Below are 18108 nucleotides of genomic sequence, written 5' to 3' on the forward strand. Positions count from 1 at the left end.
CAAGCATGGCGCATGTCGCTCCGATCATATGAGGAGGGGGTGTGCCGAGGTGTGCCGTGCGGGGCCATTCGTACCGGCGGGTCACCGGGTGGGGCGCCGCGGGGGCGGCGCCTGGTCGAACGCCTGCTCGTGCGGTTCGAACAATGAATCGCCCACCGCCGTACGGGCGTAGAGGACGCTGTGACCGGCCCGGTGGGCGCTGGTCGGACCCGCCGCGTGCAGGGCGGTCAGGTGCTGCGATACGCCGGCGGCGGACAGACCGGTGCGGCGGGTCGGCCAGGGCCGAGGCCTCGCCGGGGCGGGCGCCCGGCCCGTTCAGCCGGACCGGGCCGGGTTCAGCCGGTGAAGCCCAGCTCGCCGAGGGTCTTCTCGATCCGGGTGCGGTGCGCCGCCTCCCAGTCGTCCAGCGTCTCGGCGGCCTCCTTGGCCAGCTTGGCGCGGGCCGCCGCCAGGGCCTCGGCGCGCCGGTCGGCGGGCACCACCACGACCCCCTCCTCGTCGGCCACCACGACGTCACCGGCCGCCACCGGCACGCCGCCGCAATGCACCCGGGCGCCGTGCGTGCCGAGCTCCCGCTTGGCCCCCGGGATCGGGATCACGCCGCGGGCGAAGACCGGGAAGCCCAGCTCCCGTACCTCGCCCAGATCCCGGATCAGGCCGTCGGCGACGAACGCCGCGACGCCCCGGCGCTGCGCGACGGCGCACACGTTGCCGCCGGCCAGCGCGTAGTCCAGGTCGCCCGACTCGACGACGATCACGGCGCCCGGCTCGGCCCGGTAGATCGCCGCGTGCAGCATCAGGTTGTCGCCGGGCGGGCACTGCACGGTGAACGCCGGGCCGGCCACCCGCGGCGCCCCCGCCCACAGCGGACGGATGCCGATGTCCATGACCTGGGCGCGCCCGAGCACGTCGGCCAGGGTGGTGGTGGGGATGTCCTTGAAGTCCTGGTCCATGCGTCCTCGTTCTTCGGTGGGCAGGCGGCGGCTGACCCGGGGCCGGCCGCCGCCGGTCACGCTAACCCGCGACGGTTCGGGCGAGGAAGGCCCTTCGGCCGGAGAACTCCACGGCTCGGGCGGGAGGGTCGGGCGGGGGTTCAGACGCGGAAGGCCGCGACGTAGCGGCGGGGGTCGCGGCGGAGGTCGGTGTCCCAGCGGGCCGTGGTCTGTTCGGCGAAGGTCTGCCCGGTGCGCAGCACTTCGTCGAGCGGGTCGAGGTAGTCGAGCACCTTCGGCTGTTCCAGGCCGGCGCGGACCCGGGCCCGCAGGCCTGCCCGGGCGAGCCGGACGAGTTCCGCCGCGAGTTCGCGGACCCGGTCGCCGCCGAGCATGGTGTCCAGGCCGTCGGCGGGGAGCCTGGCCTTCGCCGCGCGGTGCTCCGCCACGCCGTGGTGGCGCAGCAGTTCCCAGGCCGCCGTCCGCGAGGGCGGGTGGTAGGCGAGCCCCGCCCACAGCGCCGGTACGGCCGGGATGTGCCGGTACGGCGGGCCGTCCCCGGCCCGCAGTTCCAGGGTCCGGCGGACCCTGACGTCCGTCCAGATCTGCGACATGTGGGAGACCCAGTGGTCGAAGGTCGGCATGGTGCCGTCGTCGAAGCCCTGCCGCAGGATCTCGGCGAACGGCCGGTCGGGGGCGGGCCGGTACCGTCCGTCCGGGCCGCGGTAGTAGATCATCGGGATCCCCAGCGCCCAGTCGATGACGTCGTCGGCGTTCACGTCGGGCCGCAGCGCGGGCGGCAGGACGCCGCAGCGGCGCGGGTCCATCCGCAGCCAGTTCTGCGACCTGTGCGAGAGCAGCCCGTTCGACCGGCCGCCCTGCAGCGGCGAGTTGACGAGCAGTGCGGCGACCACCGGGGACGCGGCGGTCAGCATCCGCAGCTTCTGGGTGAAGTCCTCGTCGGACAGGTAGTCCAGGTGCACCTGGGTGGACAGCGACATCGACATGATCTTCGGGGCCCCGCTGCCGGCCTCGCCGATCCGGTCGAAGAAGTCGCGCATGACGGCACCGCGGAGCATCGGCACCCAGGAGACGGTGTCGAGCCGGTCGAAGGGGAGGTTGCCGCCGGGCAGGAGGGCCAGACCGAAGCGCCCGACGAGTTCCGCGAGGCGTTCCATCGTGGCCCGCATGTCGTCCACGGCCGTGGCCAGGCCGGCGGCCGGGACGGAGGAGTACTCGACCTGGCCGCCGTGTTCGAGCGTGATCTGGGCGGTGTCCGCCAGGTCCACGCCGGTCAGCCGGCCGTTGTCGCGCCGGTCCGTGCCGCCCCATTCGGCGAGGACGGCCTCCAGGACGGCCCGGACGCCGTTCTTCCCCTCGTAGGGGGCGGCCCGCCCGGTCTCCGGGTCGACGATGCCGTTCTCGATCTCCAGCCCGATCCGCTCGGTCGCGGCCGCGGCCGGGGCGAGCAGCGGTCCGAGGTCGTCGCGGTGCAGCGTCGCTCCCGTCGCCGGGCCGCCGCTCTGCTCGCCGGTTCGGCGCCGGGGCGCCGGTGCCGCGCTCACCCGGTCCGCAGCCGCGCGGTGTCGTCGGCGTGCTGCCCCCGGTCGATCACCTGGCCCACTACGGCCAGGGCCGACTGGGCGGCGCCCTGCATCCAGGCGTGCGCTCCGGACAGGTGCTCTCCGGCGAAGAAGATCCTCGGGTCGTCGGTCGGGTGCGGGGCGCCGAGCCCGGTCAGGTACCGGGTGTGCTCGCCGGGCGCGAGGTGGGCGAAGGCGCCGCCGCCCATGCCGACCTGGTCGTCCCAGTTCCAGTGCACGATGTCGTCCGCGTCGCGGAGGATGCCGGGGTGCAGCCGTTCCAGGCATTTCAGGACCAGCAGGTCGCGGTCGGCCGGCGGCAGGGTGGTGAAGCGGCGGGCGTTGGCCCCCCACAGGTAGGCGCCGACGAGCACCGCGGGCTCGTGGGAGCGCTGCGGGTCCCGGGCGGCCCAGCGCCGCCTGCCGACGGTGCTCCCGTTGGTCCGGCCGTCGACGGGCCGGGCGTTGTCCGACGGGTACCAGCACTGCTGGATCGGCATGTCGGTGAAGCTGCCGCCGCCGAAGATCCGGTCGTCCAGTTCCCAGCCGCGCCGTTTGGTGTGCACGAGCGTCTTCGTGCTGCTGGCGTAGCTGATGCCGCGGATCGCGTGGCGCTGGTGGTGGGGGAGGCCGGGCCGGAAGCTGATCTGGTCGAGGGCGGGGACGGGGACGCAGCAGACGACGAAGTCGACGTCCTCGGTGATCGTGCCGCCGAGGCGCCGCCCGTGCACCCGGACGCCCTGGCGGGTCAGCGAGAGTTCGTCGATCTGGGTGGACAGCTGGAGGGTCCTCGGCCGCAGCCGGCGTACGAACGCGTGCACCAGGCGGTCGGTGCCGTCGACCAGTTCGACCTGGCCCGCGTGGAACAGGCCGAAGTAGTCGACGAGGACCTCCAGCAGGGAGGACTGCTCGTAGTGGACCAGGCCGCTGGCGTGGCCGAGGAGGTCCCAGGCGTCCTGCGACAGGTGCTCGTGGACGTACTGCCACAGCGACACCGAGACGAGCCGGTCGAGCGCCGGGTCGTCCCAGTGGCCGTCCAGCACTCGCCGGCGCTGGTCGGGGGTGAGCGTCTCCCAGGCGGCCGTCAGCAGCCGGTCCAGGATCCGCCGCGGGTCCTGCTTCTCGGCGGCGCGCAGCGCGAACGCCGGGTGCAGCGCGTGCACCTCCTGGACGCGGGCGCGGTGGCCGCGCAGGTGGTAGTAGGCGTCCGGGTTGAAGTTGACGAACGGCCTGGTCCGCAGGCCGAACTGGGACACGTAGTGGAGGACGCAGTGGTGGTTCCCGGGGATGCGCATGGCGCCCAGGTCGGCGTGCGTGCCGTCCCAGAAGCGGTGCGTGCGCACCCGTCCGCCGGGTTGGTTCGACCGCTCGTACAGGACGATGCCGAAGCCCCGGCGCTGGAGCTCGTAGGCGGCGACGAGGCCCGCCACCCCGGCCCCGATCACCGCGACCCGCCCGGTGGCGCCGGTCACCGGGCGCAGCAGGCTGCTGGGAAAGGCGAAGCTCTCGTCGAACATGGGCACCTCGCGTCGTCGTAGCCCTCAGACTGGGGCAGCCCGTCGTCGCGAGCCACCAGACGGCGCCCATCCGAACGTCAGTCCGCGGCTGCCGCGGGCTCCGGTGATCCGCTGCCCGCCGTGGGCCGTTCGGCGTAGCCTTCGTGCATGGCAGAGAGCAAGGTCCGGGCGGCGGCGGCACCGAAGGCGAAGGCCGTGCCGGGGGTGAAGCCGGGGAAGCCGGAGTCGCACCTGGCGATGGTGCGGCGGGCGCGGCGGATCAACCGCGAGTTGACGGAGCTGTACCCGTACGCGCATCCGGAGCTGGACTTCGAGAACCCGTTCCAGCTGCTGGTGGCGACCGTGCTGTCGGCGCAGACGACGGACTTGCGGGTGAACCAGACGACGCCGGCGCTGTTCGCGAAGTACCCGACGCCGGAGGACATGGCGGCGGCGAACCCGGAGGAGCTGGAGGAGGTCATCCGCCCGACCGGGTTCTTCCGGAACAAGGCGAAGTCGCTGATCGGCCTCTCGATCGCCCTGCGCGACGACTTCGGCGGCGAGGTCCCGGGCCGCCTGGACGACCTGGTGACGCTGCCGGGCGTGGGCCGCAAGACCGCCAACGTGGTCCTCGGCAACGCCTTCGGGGTGCCCGGGATCACCGTGGACACGCATTTCGGGCGGCTGGCCCGGCGGTTCGGCTGGACCGCCGAGGAGGACCCGGTGAAGGTCGAGGCGGCCGTCGCCGAGATCTTCCCGAAGTCGGAGTGGACGATGCTGTCGCACCGGGTGGTCTTCCACGGCCGCCGGATCTGCCACTCCCGCAAGCCCGCCTGCGGCGCCTGCCCGGTCGCGCCGCTCTGCCCGTCGTACGGGGAGGGCGAGACCGACCCGGAGAAGGCGCGCAAGCTGCTCAAGTACGAGCTGGGCGGGCAGCCCGGGCAGCGGCTGAGGCCGCCGGGGGACTTCCCCGGGGAGGCCGCCGCCCGGGCCGACGCCGCCGGGCACCAGGGGCGGATCGCGGACCTGGCGGTGGGCGAGTGACCCGCGAGGCACGGCGGGCGCCGGAGCCGTCGGCGGTGCGAGTGGTCGAGGGGGACGGCCTGCCGGCCTGGCTGGAGCCGGTGCGGGAGGCGGCCGAGCGGGTGCTGCCGGAGCAGCTGAGCCGCTTCCTGCCGCCTGTGGAGGGCGGCCGGGCGGCGGCGGTGCTGATGCTGTTCGGCGAGGGCCCGGACGGGCCGGACCTGCTGCTGATCGAGCGGGCCCGCTCGCTGCGCTCGCACGCCGGGCAGCCGTCCTTCCCGGGCGGCGCGCTGGATCCGGAGGACGGTGACCCGGACGGCCCGGGCCCGGTCGCGGCGGCGCTGCGCGAGGCCTGGGAGGAGACCGGGCTGGACCCGGCCGGGGTGCAGGTGTTCGCGGTGCTGCCGGCGCTGTACATCCCGGTCAGCCGGTTCGTGGTGACCCCGGTGCTGGGCTGGTGGCGCGAGGAGTCGCCGGTGCGGCCGGTGGACCAGGGGGAGACCGGCGCGGTGTTCCGGGTGCCGGTCGCCGATCTGGCCGACCCGGCGAACCGGGTGCGGCTGCGCCACCCGTCCGGGCACGTGGGGCCGGCCTTCGCGGTGGCCGGGCGGCTGGTCTGGGGGTTCACGGCCGGGGTGATCGACCGTGTGCTGCACCACGGCGGGCTGGAGCTGCCCTGGGACCCGTCCCGGATCGTCGACCTCTCGGACGAGGCGCTGGCCCTGGTGCAGGGCGATCTCGACCACTCCCGGGCGCTGCCGGGCGGCGACGCCGGTCCCACGTGAGGGGCCGTCTGCGCGGCCGGGCCGCGGGCCGTGGGAGGGTGTCCGGGTGAACGTCCTGGATGTGCTGCTGATCGCCGCTGCCGTGGCATTCGCCGTGTCGGGCTACCGGCAGGGCTTCGTGGTGGGTGTCCTGTCCCTGGTCGGCTTCCTGGGCGGCGGCCTGCTGGCCGTCCAGCTGCTGCCGCTGCTGCTCGACCACCTCAGCCCGGGCACCACGGCCTCGGTGGTGGCCGTGGTGGTGGTGATCGTGTGCGCCGCGATCGGCCAGGCGGTGACCGCGCACTTCGGCTGGAAGCTCCGGGGCCACATCGGCCGCCGTCCGGCGCGGGTGCTGGACGCGACCGGCGGCGCGGCCGTGAACGTGGTCTCGATGCTGCTGGTGGCCTGGCTGATCGGCTCGGCGCTGGCCGGGGCGTCGCTGCCGACGGTGTCCAAGCAGGTCCGCTCCTCGGCGATCCTCGGCGGCGTGCAGAACGCGCTGCCCGACGACGCGCCGAACTGGTTCTCGGACTTCTCCAAGGTGCTGGCCCGCAACGGCTTCCCGCAGGTCTTCAACCCCTTCGAGCACGAGCCGATCACCCAGGTCGACACCCCCGACCCGGCGCTGGCCGGCAGCCCGGCGGTGGCGCGGGCCAAGCAGAGCCTGGTCAAGGTGGTCGGCACCGCCACCTCCTGCAGCAAGACCCTGGAGGGCAGCGGTTTCGTCTTCGCCCCGCACCGGGTGATGACCAACGCCCACGTGGTCGGCGGGGTCGACGAGCCGACCGTGCAGATCGGCGGGGTCGGTCAGCTGTACGACGCGACGGTGGTCCGCTACGACTGGCAGCGCGACATCGCCGTCCTGGACGTCCCCAAGCTGAACGCGCCCCCGCTGGCGTTCGCGGGCGAGGCGAAGACCAACGACAGCGCGATCGTGGCGGGTTTCCCGGAGAACGGCGCCTTCAACGTCCAGCCGGCCCGTATCCGCGGCCGGATCCAGGCCAACGGCCCGGACATCTACCACCGCGGCCAGGTGGTCCGCGACGTCTACTCGGTCCGCTCGCTGGTCCGCCAGGGCAACAGCGGCGGCCCGCTGCTCACCCCGGACGGCCAGGTCTACGGCGTGGTGTTCGCCAAGTCGCTGGACAGCGCCGACACCGGGTACGTGCTGACCGCGGCCGAGGTGCGGGAGGACGCGGAGAGGGGCAGCACCGCGAGCACCCCGGTGGACACCCAGGGCTGCGCGCTCTGACCGGGCCGCGGGGCGGTCCGACGCGCCGGGTCCGACGATCCGATATCCGTCACACCGTCAGTCCGCCCTGGTAGCCTCTGCCGCGCTCACCCGTTCGGCTCAACCGGGCGCCGTCCCGGAGTGAGTCTTACGGGAGGTCGTGGTAGTCCGATGATGGGTCACTCGCACGCGGTCAGTGGGGCGATGCTGTACGCCGCCTCCGCGCCGTTCCTGCCCCCGCTGCTGCTGCACACCACGCTGCAGCCGGCGGACATACTGATGGGCACGGTGCTGTGCGCGGGGGCGGCCCTGCTGCCGGACCTCGACCACCACGACGGCTCGATCGCCAACTTCCTGGGGCCGATCTCCAAGGCGCTCTGCCGCTTCGTGGCCTGGGCCTCCGGCGGGCACCGGCACGCCACCCACTCGCTGCTGTTCGTCGCGCTGATGGGCGCCGGCACCTGGGCGGGCGTCACCTACCTGGGCCGCAACTTCACCCTGGTGCTGACGTTCTTCCTGATCGCGCTCGCGATCCGGGCGCTGCGGCTCTGCCCGCCGGGGGACGGCCCGGAGAGCTGGATCACCGTCATCGGGCTGTCCGCGCTCGGCACCTTCGGGATGAACACCTGGATGCCGAACTCGCCGGGCTGGCTGCCGTACGCGGTGGCGCTGGGCACCCTGGCGCACCTGCTGGGCGACTGCCTGACCAAGAAGGGCGCGCCGCTGCTCTGGCCGCACAAGGAGCGCTACGAGGTGGTGCTGATCAAGCGCAGCGGCAACAACGTCGAGACCAAGGTGCTGGTGCCGATCATGTCGGTGGCGACCTTCGTCCTGCTCTGGTTCACCGCGGTGTCGCCGACGCTCGTGAACTGACCGGCGGGACTGGCCGGCCAGCCGACCCGACCGGCGGGACCGACCGGCCGAACCGATCGGCCGGCCGGAACCGGTCCGCCGGACCGGCCGGACGACGCGGCGCGAGGCCTCAGGTCTCGCGCCGCAGTCGTGCGCCGACCCAGCGGGCGCGCCGGCCGAGGATGCGGGGGATGCCGAGCTGCCGCTGCGCCGGGCGTGGACGGCGGTCGGGGCCGTCGTAGCCGAGGTCGTCCGCCCAGTCGGGGCGGTGGGCGGAGCGCTGGGAGCTGTTGTGGCGTCGGGCGCGCGGGGCGCCGCCGCGATCGGGCATCCAGGTCATACCGGAATGGATGCCCCTGGGCCGGTGGGGGTAACCGCCGGGCGCGCGTCGAAATTGGCCTATGCGGTTGTCATATGTGCGTCAGATCAAGGGAGTTGGGGCCAAGGGCCCTTCCCTCCCGGCCCCTTCGCTGCTCCTGCATCATCACTCCTTGTGACGGCCGACCCAGTCCAGCAGCTCCGCGGTGAACTGCTCCGGGGCCTCCTCGTGCGGGAAGTGCCCGACCCCCGGCATCAGCCGCCAGCGGTACGGCGCCGCCACGTACTCGCCGCCGCCCAGCGCGGTGTGCGACAGCAGCACCGGGTCCGCCGCGCCCTGGACGTGCAGGGTCGGCGCCGTGATCGGCTTCTTCATCCGCCGGGCGAACTGGATGCCGTCCGGGCGCGCCATCGAGCGCAGCAGCCAGCGGTACGGCTCGATCGAGCAGTGCGCCGTGCTGGGGATCTGGATGGCCTGCCGGTACGCGTGCACCGCCTCCTCGTCCAGCCGGTTCGGACCGGCCCAGGCGTCCAGGTAGCGGCCGACCAGCGCGGCGTCGTCGGCCACCAGACGGCGTTCCGGTATCCACGGCCGCTGGAAGCCCAGCACGTGTTCGAAGGCGGCCGCCTGGCGGCGGTCGGTCAGCAGGGCCCGGCGCAGGTCCCGGGGGTGCGCGGCGGAGACCACGGTGAGGCTCTGGATCACCGACGGGCGCATCACCGCCGCCACCCAGGCCAGCGTGCCGCCGGCGGCGTGCCCGACCAGGTGCGCCCGGCGCTCGCCGAGCGAGCGGATCACCCCGGTGATGTCCAGGGCGAGGTTGCCCGGGTCGTACCCGCGCGGGGTGCGGTCGCTGCCGCCGACACCCCGCAGGTCGAGCGCCACCGCCCGGTAGCCGGCCTCGGCGAGCGCGGTCAGCTGGTGGCGCCAGGCCCACCAGTACTCGGGCCAGCCGTGCACCAGCAGCACCAGCGGGCCCGAGCCCAGCTCGGCGATGTGGAACCGGGCGCCGTTGGCCGCGAGGTCGCGGTGCGTCCACGGGCCGCTCTGCCGGACGCTCCAGGCCTCGGCGCCGCCGTCGGGGGTGGTGCCGGGGGCCTCATCGGCGGGCTCCCCCCCGGGTGCCAGGTCGGGTCCGGAGTCGGCGGACGGCTGCGCGGATACGGGCTTCTGGTCAAGCGGCATACCGAGAGCGTGTCACATCCGTGCGCCGGACGGCGCCCGGCACTCGCTCCCGGCGGGTCCGGGCGGGCGGCGTGCACCGCCACCGGACGGACGGTTACGGGATGCGGCCCAGGGCCCGGTCGATCTCCTCCTTGGTGGCCGGACGCGGCCGGGCGTTCTTCAGCACGTCGGCGGTCTTCTGGGCGCCCTCGATGGTGCGGTGCGGCTTCTCGATCCGCTTGAACGAGCGCCAGGCCATCAGCCCGAGCAGCACCGCGAGCAGCAGGTAGGCGCCGGCCACGATGAGGAACGACCAGCCGAGCGACAGGCCCAGCGCGTGGATGCCGAAGGCCGCCGCGGCGCTCAGCATCGGGACGGCGGCCAGCGCCACCACGGCGGCGACGCCCAGCGAGACGCCCCCGGAGACGCCGCGCTTGACGTCCGCCCGGATCTCGGCCTTGGCGAGCGCGATCTCGTCGTGGACGAGTGCGGACAGGTCGGCGGTGGCCGCCGCGAACAGCTGCCCCACCGAACGCTCGCCCTCGTAGGGCGCCCGGCCGTTGCTGGACGGGTCTGCGGCTCCTGCGGGCATCAGCGGTTCTCCTCTGCGGCTGTGCGGCGTGACGCCGCCGCGTGGTGCGGTTCGGGGGGCCGGAGGGGCCCGGAGGCGTCAGTGGACTGTCGACAGCTCAGAATCATGCCCCTACCGGTCAGTCGCACACCACTCCGGGGCCCCGCCGGGGGGACGTGTCCGGGCTCTGCCGGGCCGCCGGCGGGCCTCAGCGGGGCTTCTCCGGCCCCTCGCCGTCGGGTCGCGGGGCGAGCCCGGCGGCCCGGGCCCGCCAGGCCGGGTCGTCCTCCTGGTAGACGTCCGGGACGCCGTCGCCGTCCACGTCCCGGTCCTCCTCCTCGCACAGCTCGCGGTAGTGCCGGTTGCGGAGCTTGAGCAGCACGGTGGCCACCGTCGCGCAGAGCAGCGAGCCGACCAGGACGGCCGTCTTGGAGAGGTCGGCGAGGGCCAGGTCGTCGCGGAACGCCAGTTCGCTGATCAGCAGCGAGACGGTGAAGCCGATGCCCGCGAGCACCGAGACCGCGAACATGTCGGCCCACCTGAGCTTCGGGTTCAGCTCGGCCCGGGTGAACCGGGCGGCCAGCCAGGTGCCGCCGAATATGCCCACCGTCTTGCCGACCAGCAGGCCGATGACGATGCCGAGCGGCGTGGCCTGGGTGAACACCTCGCGCAGCGACGGGCCGGAGATCGTCACCCCGGCGGCGAACAGTGCGAACACCGGGACGGCCAGGCCGGCCGAGAGCGGGCGGACCAGGTGCTCGATGTGCTCGCCGGGGGAGTGCTGCTCGTCGCCCTCCCGGTGGCAGCGCAGCATCAGGCCCATCGCGACGCCCGCGACCGTGGCGTGGATGCCGCTCTCGTGCATCAGCGCCCAGTTCACGACGGCCAGCGGCACGAACAGGTACCAGCCGTGCACTCCGCGCCGGTGCAGGAACCAGAACAGCACCAGGCCGGCGAAGGCCAGGCCGAGCGCCCAGAACCTGATACCGGAGCTGTAGAAGACCGCGATGATCAGGATCGCGATCAGGTCGTCCACCACGGCGAGGGTGAGCAGGAAGGCGCGCAGGGCGGACGGCAGGTGGCTGCCGACCACGGCCAGCACGCCGAGCGCGAAGGCGATGTCGGTGGCGGTCGGGATGGCCCAACCGCTGGGGTGACCGCCGCTGCCCGAGTTGACGAGCGCGAACAGGATCGCCGGCAGCGCGACGCCGCAGACGGCGGCCACCACCGGGAGCAGCGCGGCGCTCGGGGTGCGCAGCTCGCCCGCGACGAACTCGCGCTTGAGCTCGATCCCGGCCACGAAGAAGAAGATCGTCAGCAGGCCGTCCTTGGCCCAGTTGCCGAGGGTGAGGTCGAGGTGCAGCGGGGCGGAGGGCCCGACGGTGTAGTCGAGGACGCTCTCGTAGGCGTGCGGCCAGACGTTGGCCCAGACCAGCGCGGCCACGGCGGCGAGCAGCAACAGCACGCCGCCGACCGTCTCGGTGCGCAGGGCGTCGGTGATGAACGTCCGCTCGGGCAGGGACAGTCGGCCGAGCAGCTGCCGGCGGCGGGTCGTCGGCTCGTGGACGGGCGGCTGGTCGGTCACGAGGACCTCCTGAGGGGCTGGGAGCGGCAACGGATGCACGTGTGGTGCAGTTGCCGACCAGACTTCCCGGCGCGCCCTGTGACGCTCGGACTCCCGTTCAGGGATCTTGATGCGTCGTTAACAGTCTAGGGGATCGTTCGGGTGACATCCGGATTGTCCTATTCAAGGACTTAAGCCCTGCGGGTGGGTTCCGCACTCCGGAGGAGCAGTGGCACGGCACCCGAATGGCCCAGGCCGGGCGCAGACGGGTGAACGCGGCACCGTCGGTCGCGGGGCACCGCCCGCTCCCGGCCGCCCCGCTGCACACCCTGGCGGCCGACCGGAAGGGGGCTCCAGACCCGCGGCATGGCTGTGCCCCGGGCGGTGACCACCGCCCGGGGCACGCTTCACCGTGTCGGCCGGCTCAGCCGTTGCCACCCGCCGGCGGCAGCTGGGCCTGGATCTGGCTCATCACCGTGCTGTCGGCGAGGGTGGTGGTGTCACCGACCTCGCGGCCCTCGGCGATGTCGCGCAGCAGACGGCGCATGATCTTGCCGGAGCGGGTCTTCGGCAGCTCGCCGACCACCTTGACCTGCTTCGGCTTGGCGATCGGGCCGAGCGTGCGGCCGACGTGCGCGCGCAGCTCCTCGACCAGCTCCGGGCTCTCGGTGGCGCCGCCGCGCAGGATCACGAAGGCGACGATGGCCTGGCCGGTGGTGGCGTCCGTGGCGCCGACCACGGCGGACTCGGCCACCGACGGGTGGCCTACCAGGGCCGACTCGACCTCGGTGGTGGAGATGTTGTGGCCCGAGACGAGCATGACGTCGTCGACCCGGCCGAGCAGCCAGATGTCGCCGTCCTCGTCCTTCTTGGCGCCGTCACCGGCGAAGTAGCGGCCCGCGAAGCGCGACCAGTAGGTGTCGATGTAGCGCTGGTCGTCGCCCCAGATGGTGCGCAGCATGGACGGCCACGGCTCGGTGAGCACCAGGTAGCCGCCGGAGCCGTTCGGGACCTCGTTGGCCTCGTCGTCGACCACGGTGGCCGCGATGCCCGGCAGGGCGCGCTGGGCCGAGCCCGGCTTGGTCTCGGTGACGCCCGGCAGCGGGCTGATCATCATGGCGCCGGTCTCGGTCTGCCACCAGGTGTCCACGATCGGGGTCTTGCCGGCGCCGATGTGCTCGCGGTACCAGATCCAGGCCTCGGGGTTGATCGGCTCGCCGACGCTGCCCAGCACCCGCAGCGAGGACAGGTCGAACTTCGCGGGGATGTCGTCGCCCCACTTCATGAAGGTGCGGATCGCGGTCGGCGCGGTGTAGAGGATCGTCACGCCGTACTTCTGGACGATCTCCCAGAACCGGCCCTGGTGCGGGGTGTCCGGGGTGCCCTCGTAGATGACCTGGGTGGCGCCGTTGGAGAGCGGGCCGTAGACGATGTACGAGTGGCCGGTGACCCAGCCGATGTCGGCGGTGCACCAGTAGACGTCGGTCTCCGGCTTGAGGTCGAAGACCGCGTGGTGGGTGTAGCTGGCCTGGGTGAGGTAGCCGCCCGAGGTGTGCAGGATGCCCTTGGGCTTACCGGTGGTGCCCGAGGTGTAGAGGATGAACAGCGGGTGCTCGGCGTCGTGCGCCTCGGGGGCGTGCTCGGTGGACTGGCGCGCGGTGATCTCGTGCCACCAGACGTCACGGCCCTCGGTCCAGGAGATCTCCTGCCCGGTGCGGCGGATCACCAGGACGTGCTCGACGCCGTCGACCTTGGTGAGCGCCTCGTCGATGGCCGGCTTGAGCGCGGACGGCTTGCCGCGACGGTAGCCGCCGTCGGCGGTGATGACGAGCTTGGCCTGGGCGTCCTCGATGCGGGAGGCGACGGCGTCGGCGGAGAAGCCGCCGAAGACCACCGAGTGGGTGGCGCCGATCCGGGCGCAGGCGAGCATCGCGACGACCGCCTCGGCGATCATCGGCAGGTAGACCGCGACCCGGTCGCCCTTGCGGACGCCGAGTTCCAGCAGCGCGTTGGCGGCCTGCGAGACCTCGTCCTTGAGCTGGGCGTAGGTGATCGAGCGGCTGTCGCCGGGCTCGCCCTCGAAGTGGATCGCGACCCGGTCGCCGAGACCGGCCTCGACGTGGCGGTCGACGCAGTTGTAGGCCACGTTGAGCTTGCCGTCGGCGAACCACTTGGCGAAGGGCGGGTTGGACCAGTCCAGCGTCTCGGTCGGCTCGACGGCCCAGCTGAGGCGGCGGGCCTGCTCGGCCCAGAAGCCCAGGCGGTCCTCGGAGGCCTGCGCGTACGCGGCCGCGGTGACGTTGGCGGCGGCGGCGAGCTCTGCCGGCGGGGCGAATCGCCGCTCCTCCTTGAGCAGGTTGGCCAGGCTCTCGTTGCTCAACGCGCACTCCTCATCGAGTCATGATCGGAGACGATCCCGTGCGTGGGGATTGTCCCGTGTGTCCCAGCGCACAGCTCACCAGGCGAATGGGGCACTTGACAAGAGCCTCCGGGTAATTGGTGTAGACCTTTGACCGGCAGTCGAACGGACCATCATACGGCGCACCGCCTCGGGGCGGTGCGCCGTACGACGGCCGGAGGGCCCGTGCCCCGGCCCGCCCGGCGGGGACACGGGCCCGGCTCTCAGGCGGCCAGCCAGGGGCCGTCCTCGGTGCCGTCGGTGGGAACCCGGCCGTCCTCATTCACCCGTTCGGGCGTGTCGCCCGCCACCGGCCCGGCCGGCGGTGTCCTCGGCGCTGCCGGGCCGGCCGCGGTTGCGGCCGCTGCCGTCCCGATGCGCGCCTCGATCGGACTGAACGTCCCCTCGGCCCGGTCGAGCACGTAGGCCTGGGCGGTCGCGAAGTCGAAGTACATCCCGACCAGCCGCAGGGTGCCCTCCTCCACCCGGCGCTCCACGGCCGGGTTGGCCAGCAGCTGGTCCAGCTGCTGGACCACGTTGGTGATGCAGAGCTGCTCCACCAGGTCCACCACCGGCCGCGCGTCGAACCCGGCGGGGACCCGGCGGAGCCGGTCCAGCGAGCCGCGGCCGTTGCGCAGCCAGCGGGCCAGCGGGGTGGGCGGCCCTGGGCGCTCGTGCACGCCGTCCAGCAGGGCCTTCATCGCGCCGCAGCCGGAGTGGCCGCAGACCGTGATCGAGCCGACCTCCAGGACCTCGACCGCGTACTGCACCGCGGCCGCCACCGAGTCGTCGGCCGCGCCGGGCTCGTACGGGGCCGGTACCAGGTTGCCGACGTTGCGGACGGTGAACAGGTCCCCCGGGCCGCTGTTGGTGATCATGCTGGTGACCATCCGGGAGTCCGCGCAGGTCAGGAACAGCTGGGAGGGTGTCTGCCCCTCCCGGGCCAGCCGGGCGAGTTCGGGCCGGATCAGCGGGGCGGTGTGCTGCTGGAACACCCGGACGCCGTCCAGCAGCCGGCCGTGCGGATCCTCCTGCTGCTCGATGCAGTGGTGGCCGACCCAGGGCGTCCAGGCCCGGCAGCGGTGCGGGCCGGGTGAACTGCCCGCCCGGACGGTGCCGTCGGGGTCGAGCACCTCGTCGTCCCTGCGGCGCGTCACCATCGAGACCCGTCCGCCCGCGGCCTGGTGGCCCGTCCGCCAGCTGTGCAGCGTCTCGTACGCGGCGTGGTCCAGGAAGGATCCGTCGTGGACCACGGTGACCTCGGCGCCGGAGGGGATCCCGGCCAGCGCCCGGCTCAGCCGGGGCACGGCGGTGAAGGTGAGCGGCCCGTGCGTCTGGACGGTGACCGCGCCGGCCGGGCCGGCCAGCACGTCCACGTGGGCGCGGGTCAGCCGGTAGAGCGCGAGCAGCACGGCGGTGCCGGCGCCGAGCGCGACGCCCCACAGCACGCCGAGCGCCACCACGCCGAGCACGGTGGTCAGGTAGACCGGGAACTCGCGGTGCCGGTGCACGTTGCGGATGTGCGCGAAGCTCACCATCTGCAGCCCGACCACCAGCACCAGCGCGGCCAGCGCGGCCAGCGGGATCCGGCGCAGCCCGCCGGTCAGCGCCAGTGCGGCGGCGAGCACCCAGACGCCGTGCAGCACCGAGGACCACCTGGTCTGGCCGCCGGCCCGCACGTTGGCGGTGCTGCGGACGGCGCCGCCGGCGACGGGCAGCCCGCCGACCAGCCCGCTGACGATGTTGGCCAGGCCCTGGCCGCGCAGTTCGCGGTCGAGGTCGCCGGTACGGCGGGACATCCGGTCGACCGCGACGGCGGACAGCAGCGACTCCACGCCGGCGACGGCGGTGACGGTCAGGACGGCGGCCAGCACCCCGGCCAGCGGGCCGTGCGGCAGTGCGGGCACGAGGGCGTGCGGCTGCCAGGCGGGCAGCCCGATGTGGGCGAGCCGCAGGTCCAGGGCCAGGGCGAGCGCGGTCGCGGTGGCGACGGCGGCCAGCGGGCCCGGCACCTTGGCCAGCCTGGCGCCGAACTCGCCCGCGCGGCCGGGGAGCCGGCCGAGTCGGGGCCAGCCCAGCAGGACGGCCACGGTCACCGAGCCGGCCAGCAGCGCGGGCGGGTGTGGACCGGCCAACTGGCCTGGCAGCGCCAGGAGGTTGGCGATCGCGGAGCTCTGCGGGGAGCCGCCGAGGACGACGTGCAGCTGCGCGATGGCGATGGTGAGCCCGACCCCGGCCAGCATGCCGTGCACGATGGCGGGTGAGACGGCGAGCGCGGTCCGGGCCACCCGGCGCAGGCCGAGCAGGAGTTGGAGCAGCCCGGCGGCCAGGGTGATGGCGCAGGTGGCCCGCCACCCGTACTGGACGATCAGTCCGGCGGTGATCACGGTCAGCGCGGCCGAGGGGCCGCTGACCTGGAGCGGGGTGCCGCCGAACAGTCCGACGACGATGCCGCCGACGGCCGCGGCGGCGAGGCCGGCGGTGAGCGGGGCGCCGGTGGCGAGCGCGATGCCGAGGGAGAACGGCACGGCGATCAGGAAGACCACCAGGGAGGCGGAGAGGTCCTGGGCCCAGCGGGCCTTGGTGCCGGGGCCCGGTGGTGCGTGGTCGGTGGTGTCGGAGGCGATGGGGGCGCTGGAGATGCCGAGGGTCACTGTCTTCCCGTCTGTCCGGGGGAACGAACGCAGTCAGGTCCGGCGGTGGGTGGGGCTCCGGGGCGGATCGGCTGTCGTGGGTCGCGACGGTGTGGCGGGATGGCGTGGGCGCGGCGGGGAGTGCGGGTGTCACCGGCCGGACCTTGACCATCAGGGCCCGCCAGGGGCCTGGGCGAGGTGCGGGACGTCTCGCCGAGGGCCGTCGGGACGGACCATCAAGACTCGGTAAACCGAGGGTAATGAAAGCTTTGCACAGCGTCATTCCGGGGGGGAAGGGGAAAACCCCCTTATTCACCCCATTGGGTGGTGTTCGAACCGCTGGGAATCTGCTGGCGGCGCCGGGCGGTCCGGACATGCGGAACGGGCCGCGGCCCTCCCCGGGGAAGGGGGGAGGGCCACGGCCCGTTCGGGCGGAGCGGCGTCAGACGTGCGCACCCGCCGGGGCGGGCCGCTCGCCGCCGACCCCGAGCCCGCCCAGCACGAAGGTCTCGTCCACCTGGGTCACGAGGTCGACGCCGACCTTGGCGTTGGCCCAACTCTCCGCGTTGCGCACGTGGAAGAGCACGGCCTGCTCGGTGTAGCGCCGCACGTCCCGCTGCCCGTACGCGGCCTCGGCCTCGGCCCGCAGTTCCTCCAGGACGGCCCGGTTGGCCGGCTCCAGCGACTTCAGCGGCGGCTCGGCGCCCTGCTCCAGACGGCGCACCCAGTCCGAGTGCCCGAAGGTGGTGAGCAGGTCGTCGCCGACCTCCCTGCGCAGGAACGCCAGGTCGTCCGGGCCCTGCACCTTGTTGCCGATCACCCGCAGCCGGACGCCGAAGTCGCGGGCGTAGTCCTTGTACTGGCGGTAGACGGAAACGCCCTTGCGGGTCGGCTCGGCCACCAGGAAGGTCAGGTCGAAGCGGGTGAACAGGCCGGAGGCGAAGGAGTCCGAGCCCGCCGTCATGTCGGTGACCAGGTACTCGTCGGGGCCGTCCAGCAGGTGGTTGAGCAGCAGTTCCACGGCGCCGACCTTGGAGTGGTAGCAGGCCACCCCCAGGTCCTCCTCGGTGAAGGCGCCGGTCGCCAGCAGCCGGACCGAGCCCTCGTCCAGGGCGATCGGGCGGGCGCAGGCGGCGTAGACCGGGTTCTCCTCGACGATCCGCAGCAGGCGCGAACCCCGGCCGGGCGGCGTGGTCTTGATCATCTCGTCGGCCGAGCGGATCAGCGGATTGCTGCCGCGCAGGTACTCCTTGATCTCCGGCAGGTGCGCGCCGAGCGAGGGCAGCTCCGCGGCCTGGGCATCCGTCAGACCCAGGGCCGGGCCCAGGTGCTGGTTGATGTCGGCGTCGACGGCGATGACCGGCCGGCCCACGGCGGCCAGATGGCGGATGAACAGTGCGGACAGCGTGGTCTTCCCGCTGCCGCCCTTGCCGACGAAGGCGATCTTCATCTGGGACTCCGGCTCTCGCTCTGGGCCCGCGCTCGGGGGCCACCTGCTCAGGGGTCGCACATGCCGAGGCCCCTAAGTGGAAATAGTTATCGTCTCCGATAGTGGCCATGCTAGCCGGGGTTTGGGCC

Annotated in this window: 14 protein-coding genes and 1 pseudogene; 4 read left to right on the forward strand and 11 right to left on the reverse strand. The window is 73.4% G+C overall.

The window, feature by feature from the left end; translation table 11 throughout:
• Positions 1-81: 81 nt before the first annotated feature.
• The 4 genes and pseudogenes from ACFV6D_RS07920 to ACFV6D_RS07935 form a co-directional block, all read right to left on the reverse strand.
• Positions 82-270 (reverse strand): annotated as a pseudogene (locus tag ACFV6D_RS07920) (transcriptional regulator); the annotation flags it as partial.
• A gap of 65 nt (positions 271-335) precedes the next feature.
• The gene (locus ACFV6D_RS07925; protein WP_380335640.1) at positions 336-953 is read right to left on the reverse strand and encodes an RraA family protein; all 618 of its coding nucleotides are present in this window, start codon (positions 951-953) and stop codon (positions 336-338) included.
• A 140-nt stretch (positions 954-1093) separates the two neighbouring features.
• A complete protein-coding gene (locus tag ACFV6D_RS07930; protein ID WP_380335643.1) occupies positions 1094-2497 on the reverse strand; it encodes a glutamate-cysteine ligase family protein in 1404 nt (467 codons plus the stop codon).
• Complete coding sequence (locus ACFV6D_RS07935; RefSeq protein ID WP_380335645.1) at positions 2494-4032, reverse strand: flavin monoamine oxidase family protein; 1539 nt, start codon at positions 4030-4032, stop codon at positions 2494-2496. Before ACFV6D_RS07935 ends, ACFV6D_RS07930 begins: the two co-directional genes overlap by 4 nt.
• Before the next feature lie 147 nt (positions 4033-4179).
• Between ACFV6D_RS07935 and nth the strand changes: the two genes are divergently transcribed.
• The 4 genes from nth (at position 4180) to ACFV6D_RS07955 (ending at position 7902) form a co-directional block, all read left to right on the forward strand.
• A complete protein-coding gene (gene nth / locus ACFV6D_RS07940) occupies positions 4180-5055 on the forward strand; it encodes an endonuclease III (RefSeq protein ID WP_363370497.1) in 876 nt (291 codons plus the stop codon).
• The gene (locus ACFV6D_RS07945) at positions 5052-5819 is read left to right on the forward strand and encodes a CoA pyrophosphatase (RefSeq protein WP_063348669.1); all 768 of its coding nucleotides are present in this window, start codon (positions 5052-5054) and stop codon (positions 5817-5819) included. The genes nth and ACFV6D_RS07945 overlap by 4 nt, the downstream gene beginning before the upstream one ends.
• 46 nt (positions 5820-5865) lie before the next feature.
• A complete protein-coding gene (locus ACFV6D_RS07950) occupies positions 5866-7050 on the forward strand; it encodes a MarP family serine protease (protein ID WP_063348670.1) in 1185 nt (394 codons plus the stop codon).
• Between the two features lie 150 nt (positions 7051-7200).
• Positions 7201-7902: a metal-dependent hydrolase gene (locus ACFV6D_RS07955; RefSeq protein ID WP_063348671.1), complete on the forward strand. Its 702-nt coding sequence runs from the start codon at positions 7201-7203 to the stop codon at positions 7900-7902.
• 109 nt (positions 7903-8011) lie between these two features.
• Here ACFV6D_RS07955 and ACFV6D_RS07960 read toward each other — a convergent pair whose 3' ends face one another.
• From ACFV6D_RS07960 to ACFV6D_RS07990, 7 genes are all read right to left on the reverse strand, one after another.
• Positions 8012-8221: a hypothetical protein gene (locus tag ACFV6D_RS07960; RefSeq protein ID WP_063348672.1), complete on the reverse strand. Its 210-nt coding sequence runs from the start codon at positions 8219-8221 to the stop codon at positions 8012-8014.
• Positions 8222-8365: 144 nt separating this feature from the next.
• Positions 8366-9385, reverse strand: a complete 1020-nt coding sequence (locus ACFV6D_RS07965) for an alpha/beta hydrolase (RefSeq protein WP_363370492.1) — start codon at positions 9383-9385, stop codon at positions 8366-8368.
• Between the two features lie 94 nt (positions 9386-9479).
• A complete protein-coding gene (locus ACFV6D_RS07970; RefSeq protein ID WP_063348673.1) occupies positions 9480-9956 on the reverse strand; it encodes a phage holin family protein in 477 nt (158 codons plus the stop codon).
• 187 nt (positions 9957-10143) lie between these two features.
• Positions 10144-11520 carry a Na+/H+ antiporter NhaA gene (gene nhaA, locus ACFV6D_RS07975; RefSeq protein WP_079135771.1) on the reverse strand — a complete coding sequence of 459 codons (1377 nt, stop codon included), beginning with the start codon at positions 11518-11520 and terminating at the stop codon, positions 10144-10146.
• A 403-nt stretch (positions 11521-11923) separates the two neighbouring features.
• Complete coding sequence (acs, locus tag ACFV6D_RS07980) at positions 11924-13879, reverse strand: acetate--CoA ligase (RefSeq protein WP_063348674.1); 1956 nt, start codon at positions 13877-13879, stop codon at positions 11924-11926.
• A 242-nt stretch (positions 13880-14121) separates the two neighbouring features.
• Positions 14122-16551, reverse strand: coding sequence for a SulP family inorganic anion transporter (locus ACFV6D_RS07985; RefSeq protein ID WP_380335651.1), 2430 nt, complete (start codon positions 16549-16551; stop codon positions 14122-14124).
• A gap of 421 nt (positions 16552-16972) precedes the next feature.
• Complete coding sequence (locus ACFV6D_RS07990; RefSeq protein WP_063348675.1) at positions 16973-17980, reverse strand: ATP-binding protein; 1008 nt, start codon at positions 17978-17980, stop codon at positions 16973-16975.
• Positions 17981-18108: the final 128 nt, after the last annotated feature.

It is taken from the genome of Kitasatospora sp. NPDC059812, from assembly GCF_042732075.1.
Lineage (GTDB): Bacteria > Actinomycetota > Actinomycetes > Streptomycetales > Streptomycetaceae > Kitasatospora.

What these genes read in the sequence shown, in the direction of transcription:
- ACFV6D_RS07925 (WP_380335640.1), bottom strand. Translation starts at nt 953, where the DNA reads ATGGACCAGGACTTCAAGGACATCCCCACCACCACCCTGGCCGACGTG.
- ACFV6D_RS07935 (WP_380335645.1), bottom strand. Translation starts at nt 4,032, where the DNA reads ATGTTCGACGAGAGCTTCGCCTTTCCCAGCAGCCTGCTGCGCCCGGTG.
- nth (WP_363370497.1), top strand. Translation starts at nt 4,180, where the DNA reads ATGGCAGAGAGCAAGGTCCGGGCGGCGGCGGCACCGAAGGCGAAGGCC.
- ACFV6D_RS07955 (WP_063348671.1), top strand. Translation starts at nt 7,201, where the DNA reads ATGATGGGTCACTCGCACGCGGTCAGTGGGGCGATGCTGTACGCCGCC.
- ACFV6D_RS07960 (WP_063348672.1), bottom strand. Translation starts at nt 8,221, where the DNA reads ATGACCTGGATGCCCGATCGCGGCGGCGCCCCGCGCGCCCGACGCCAC.
- ACFV6D_RS07965 (WP_363370492.1), bottom strand. Translation starts at nt 9,385, where the DNA reads ATGCCGCTTGACCAGAAGCCCGTATCCGCGCAGCCGTCCGCCGACTCC.
- ACFV6D_RS07970 (WP_063348673.1), bottom strand. Translation starts at nt 9,956, where the DNA reads ATGCCCGCAGGAGCCGCAGACCCGTCCAGCAACGGCCGGGCGCCCTAC.
- ACFV6D_RS07990 (WP_063348675.1), bottom strand. Translation starts at nt 17,980, where the DNA reads ATGAAGATCGCCTTCGTCGGCAAGGGCGGCAGCGGGAAGACCACGCTG.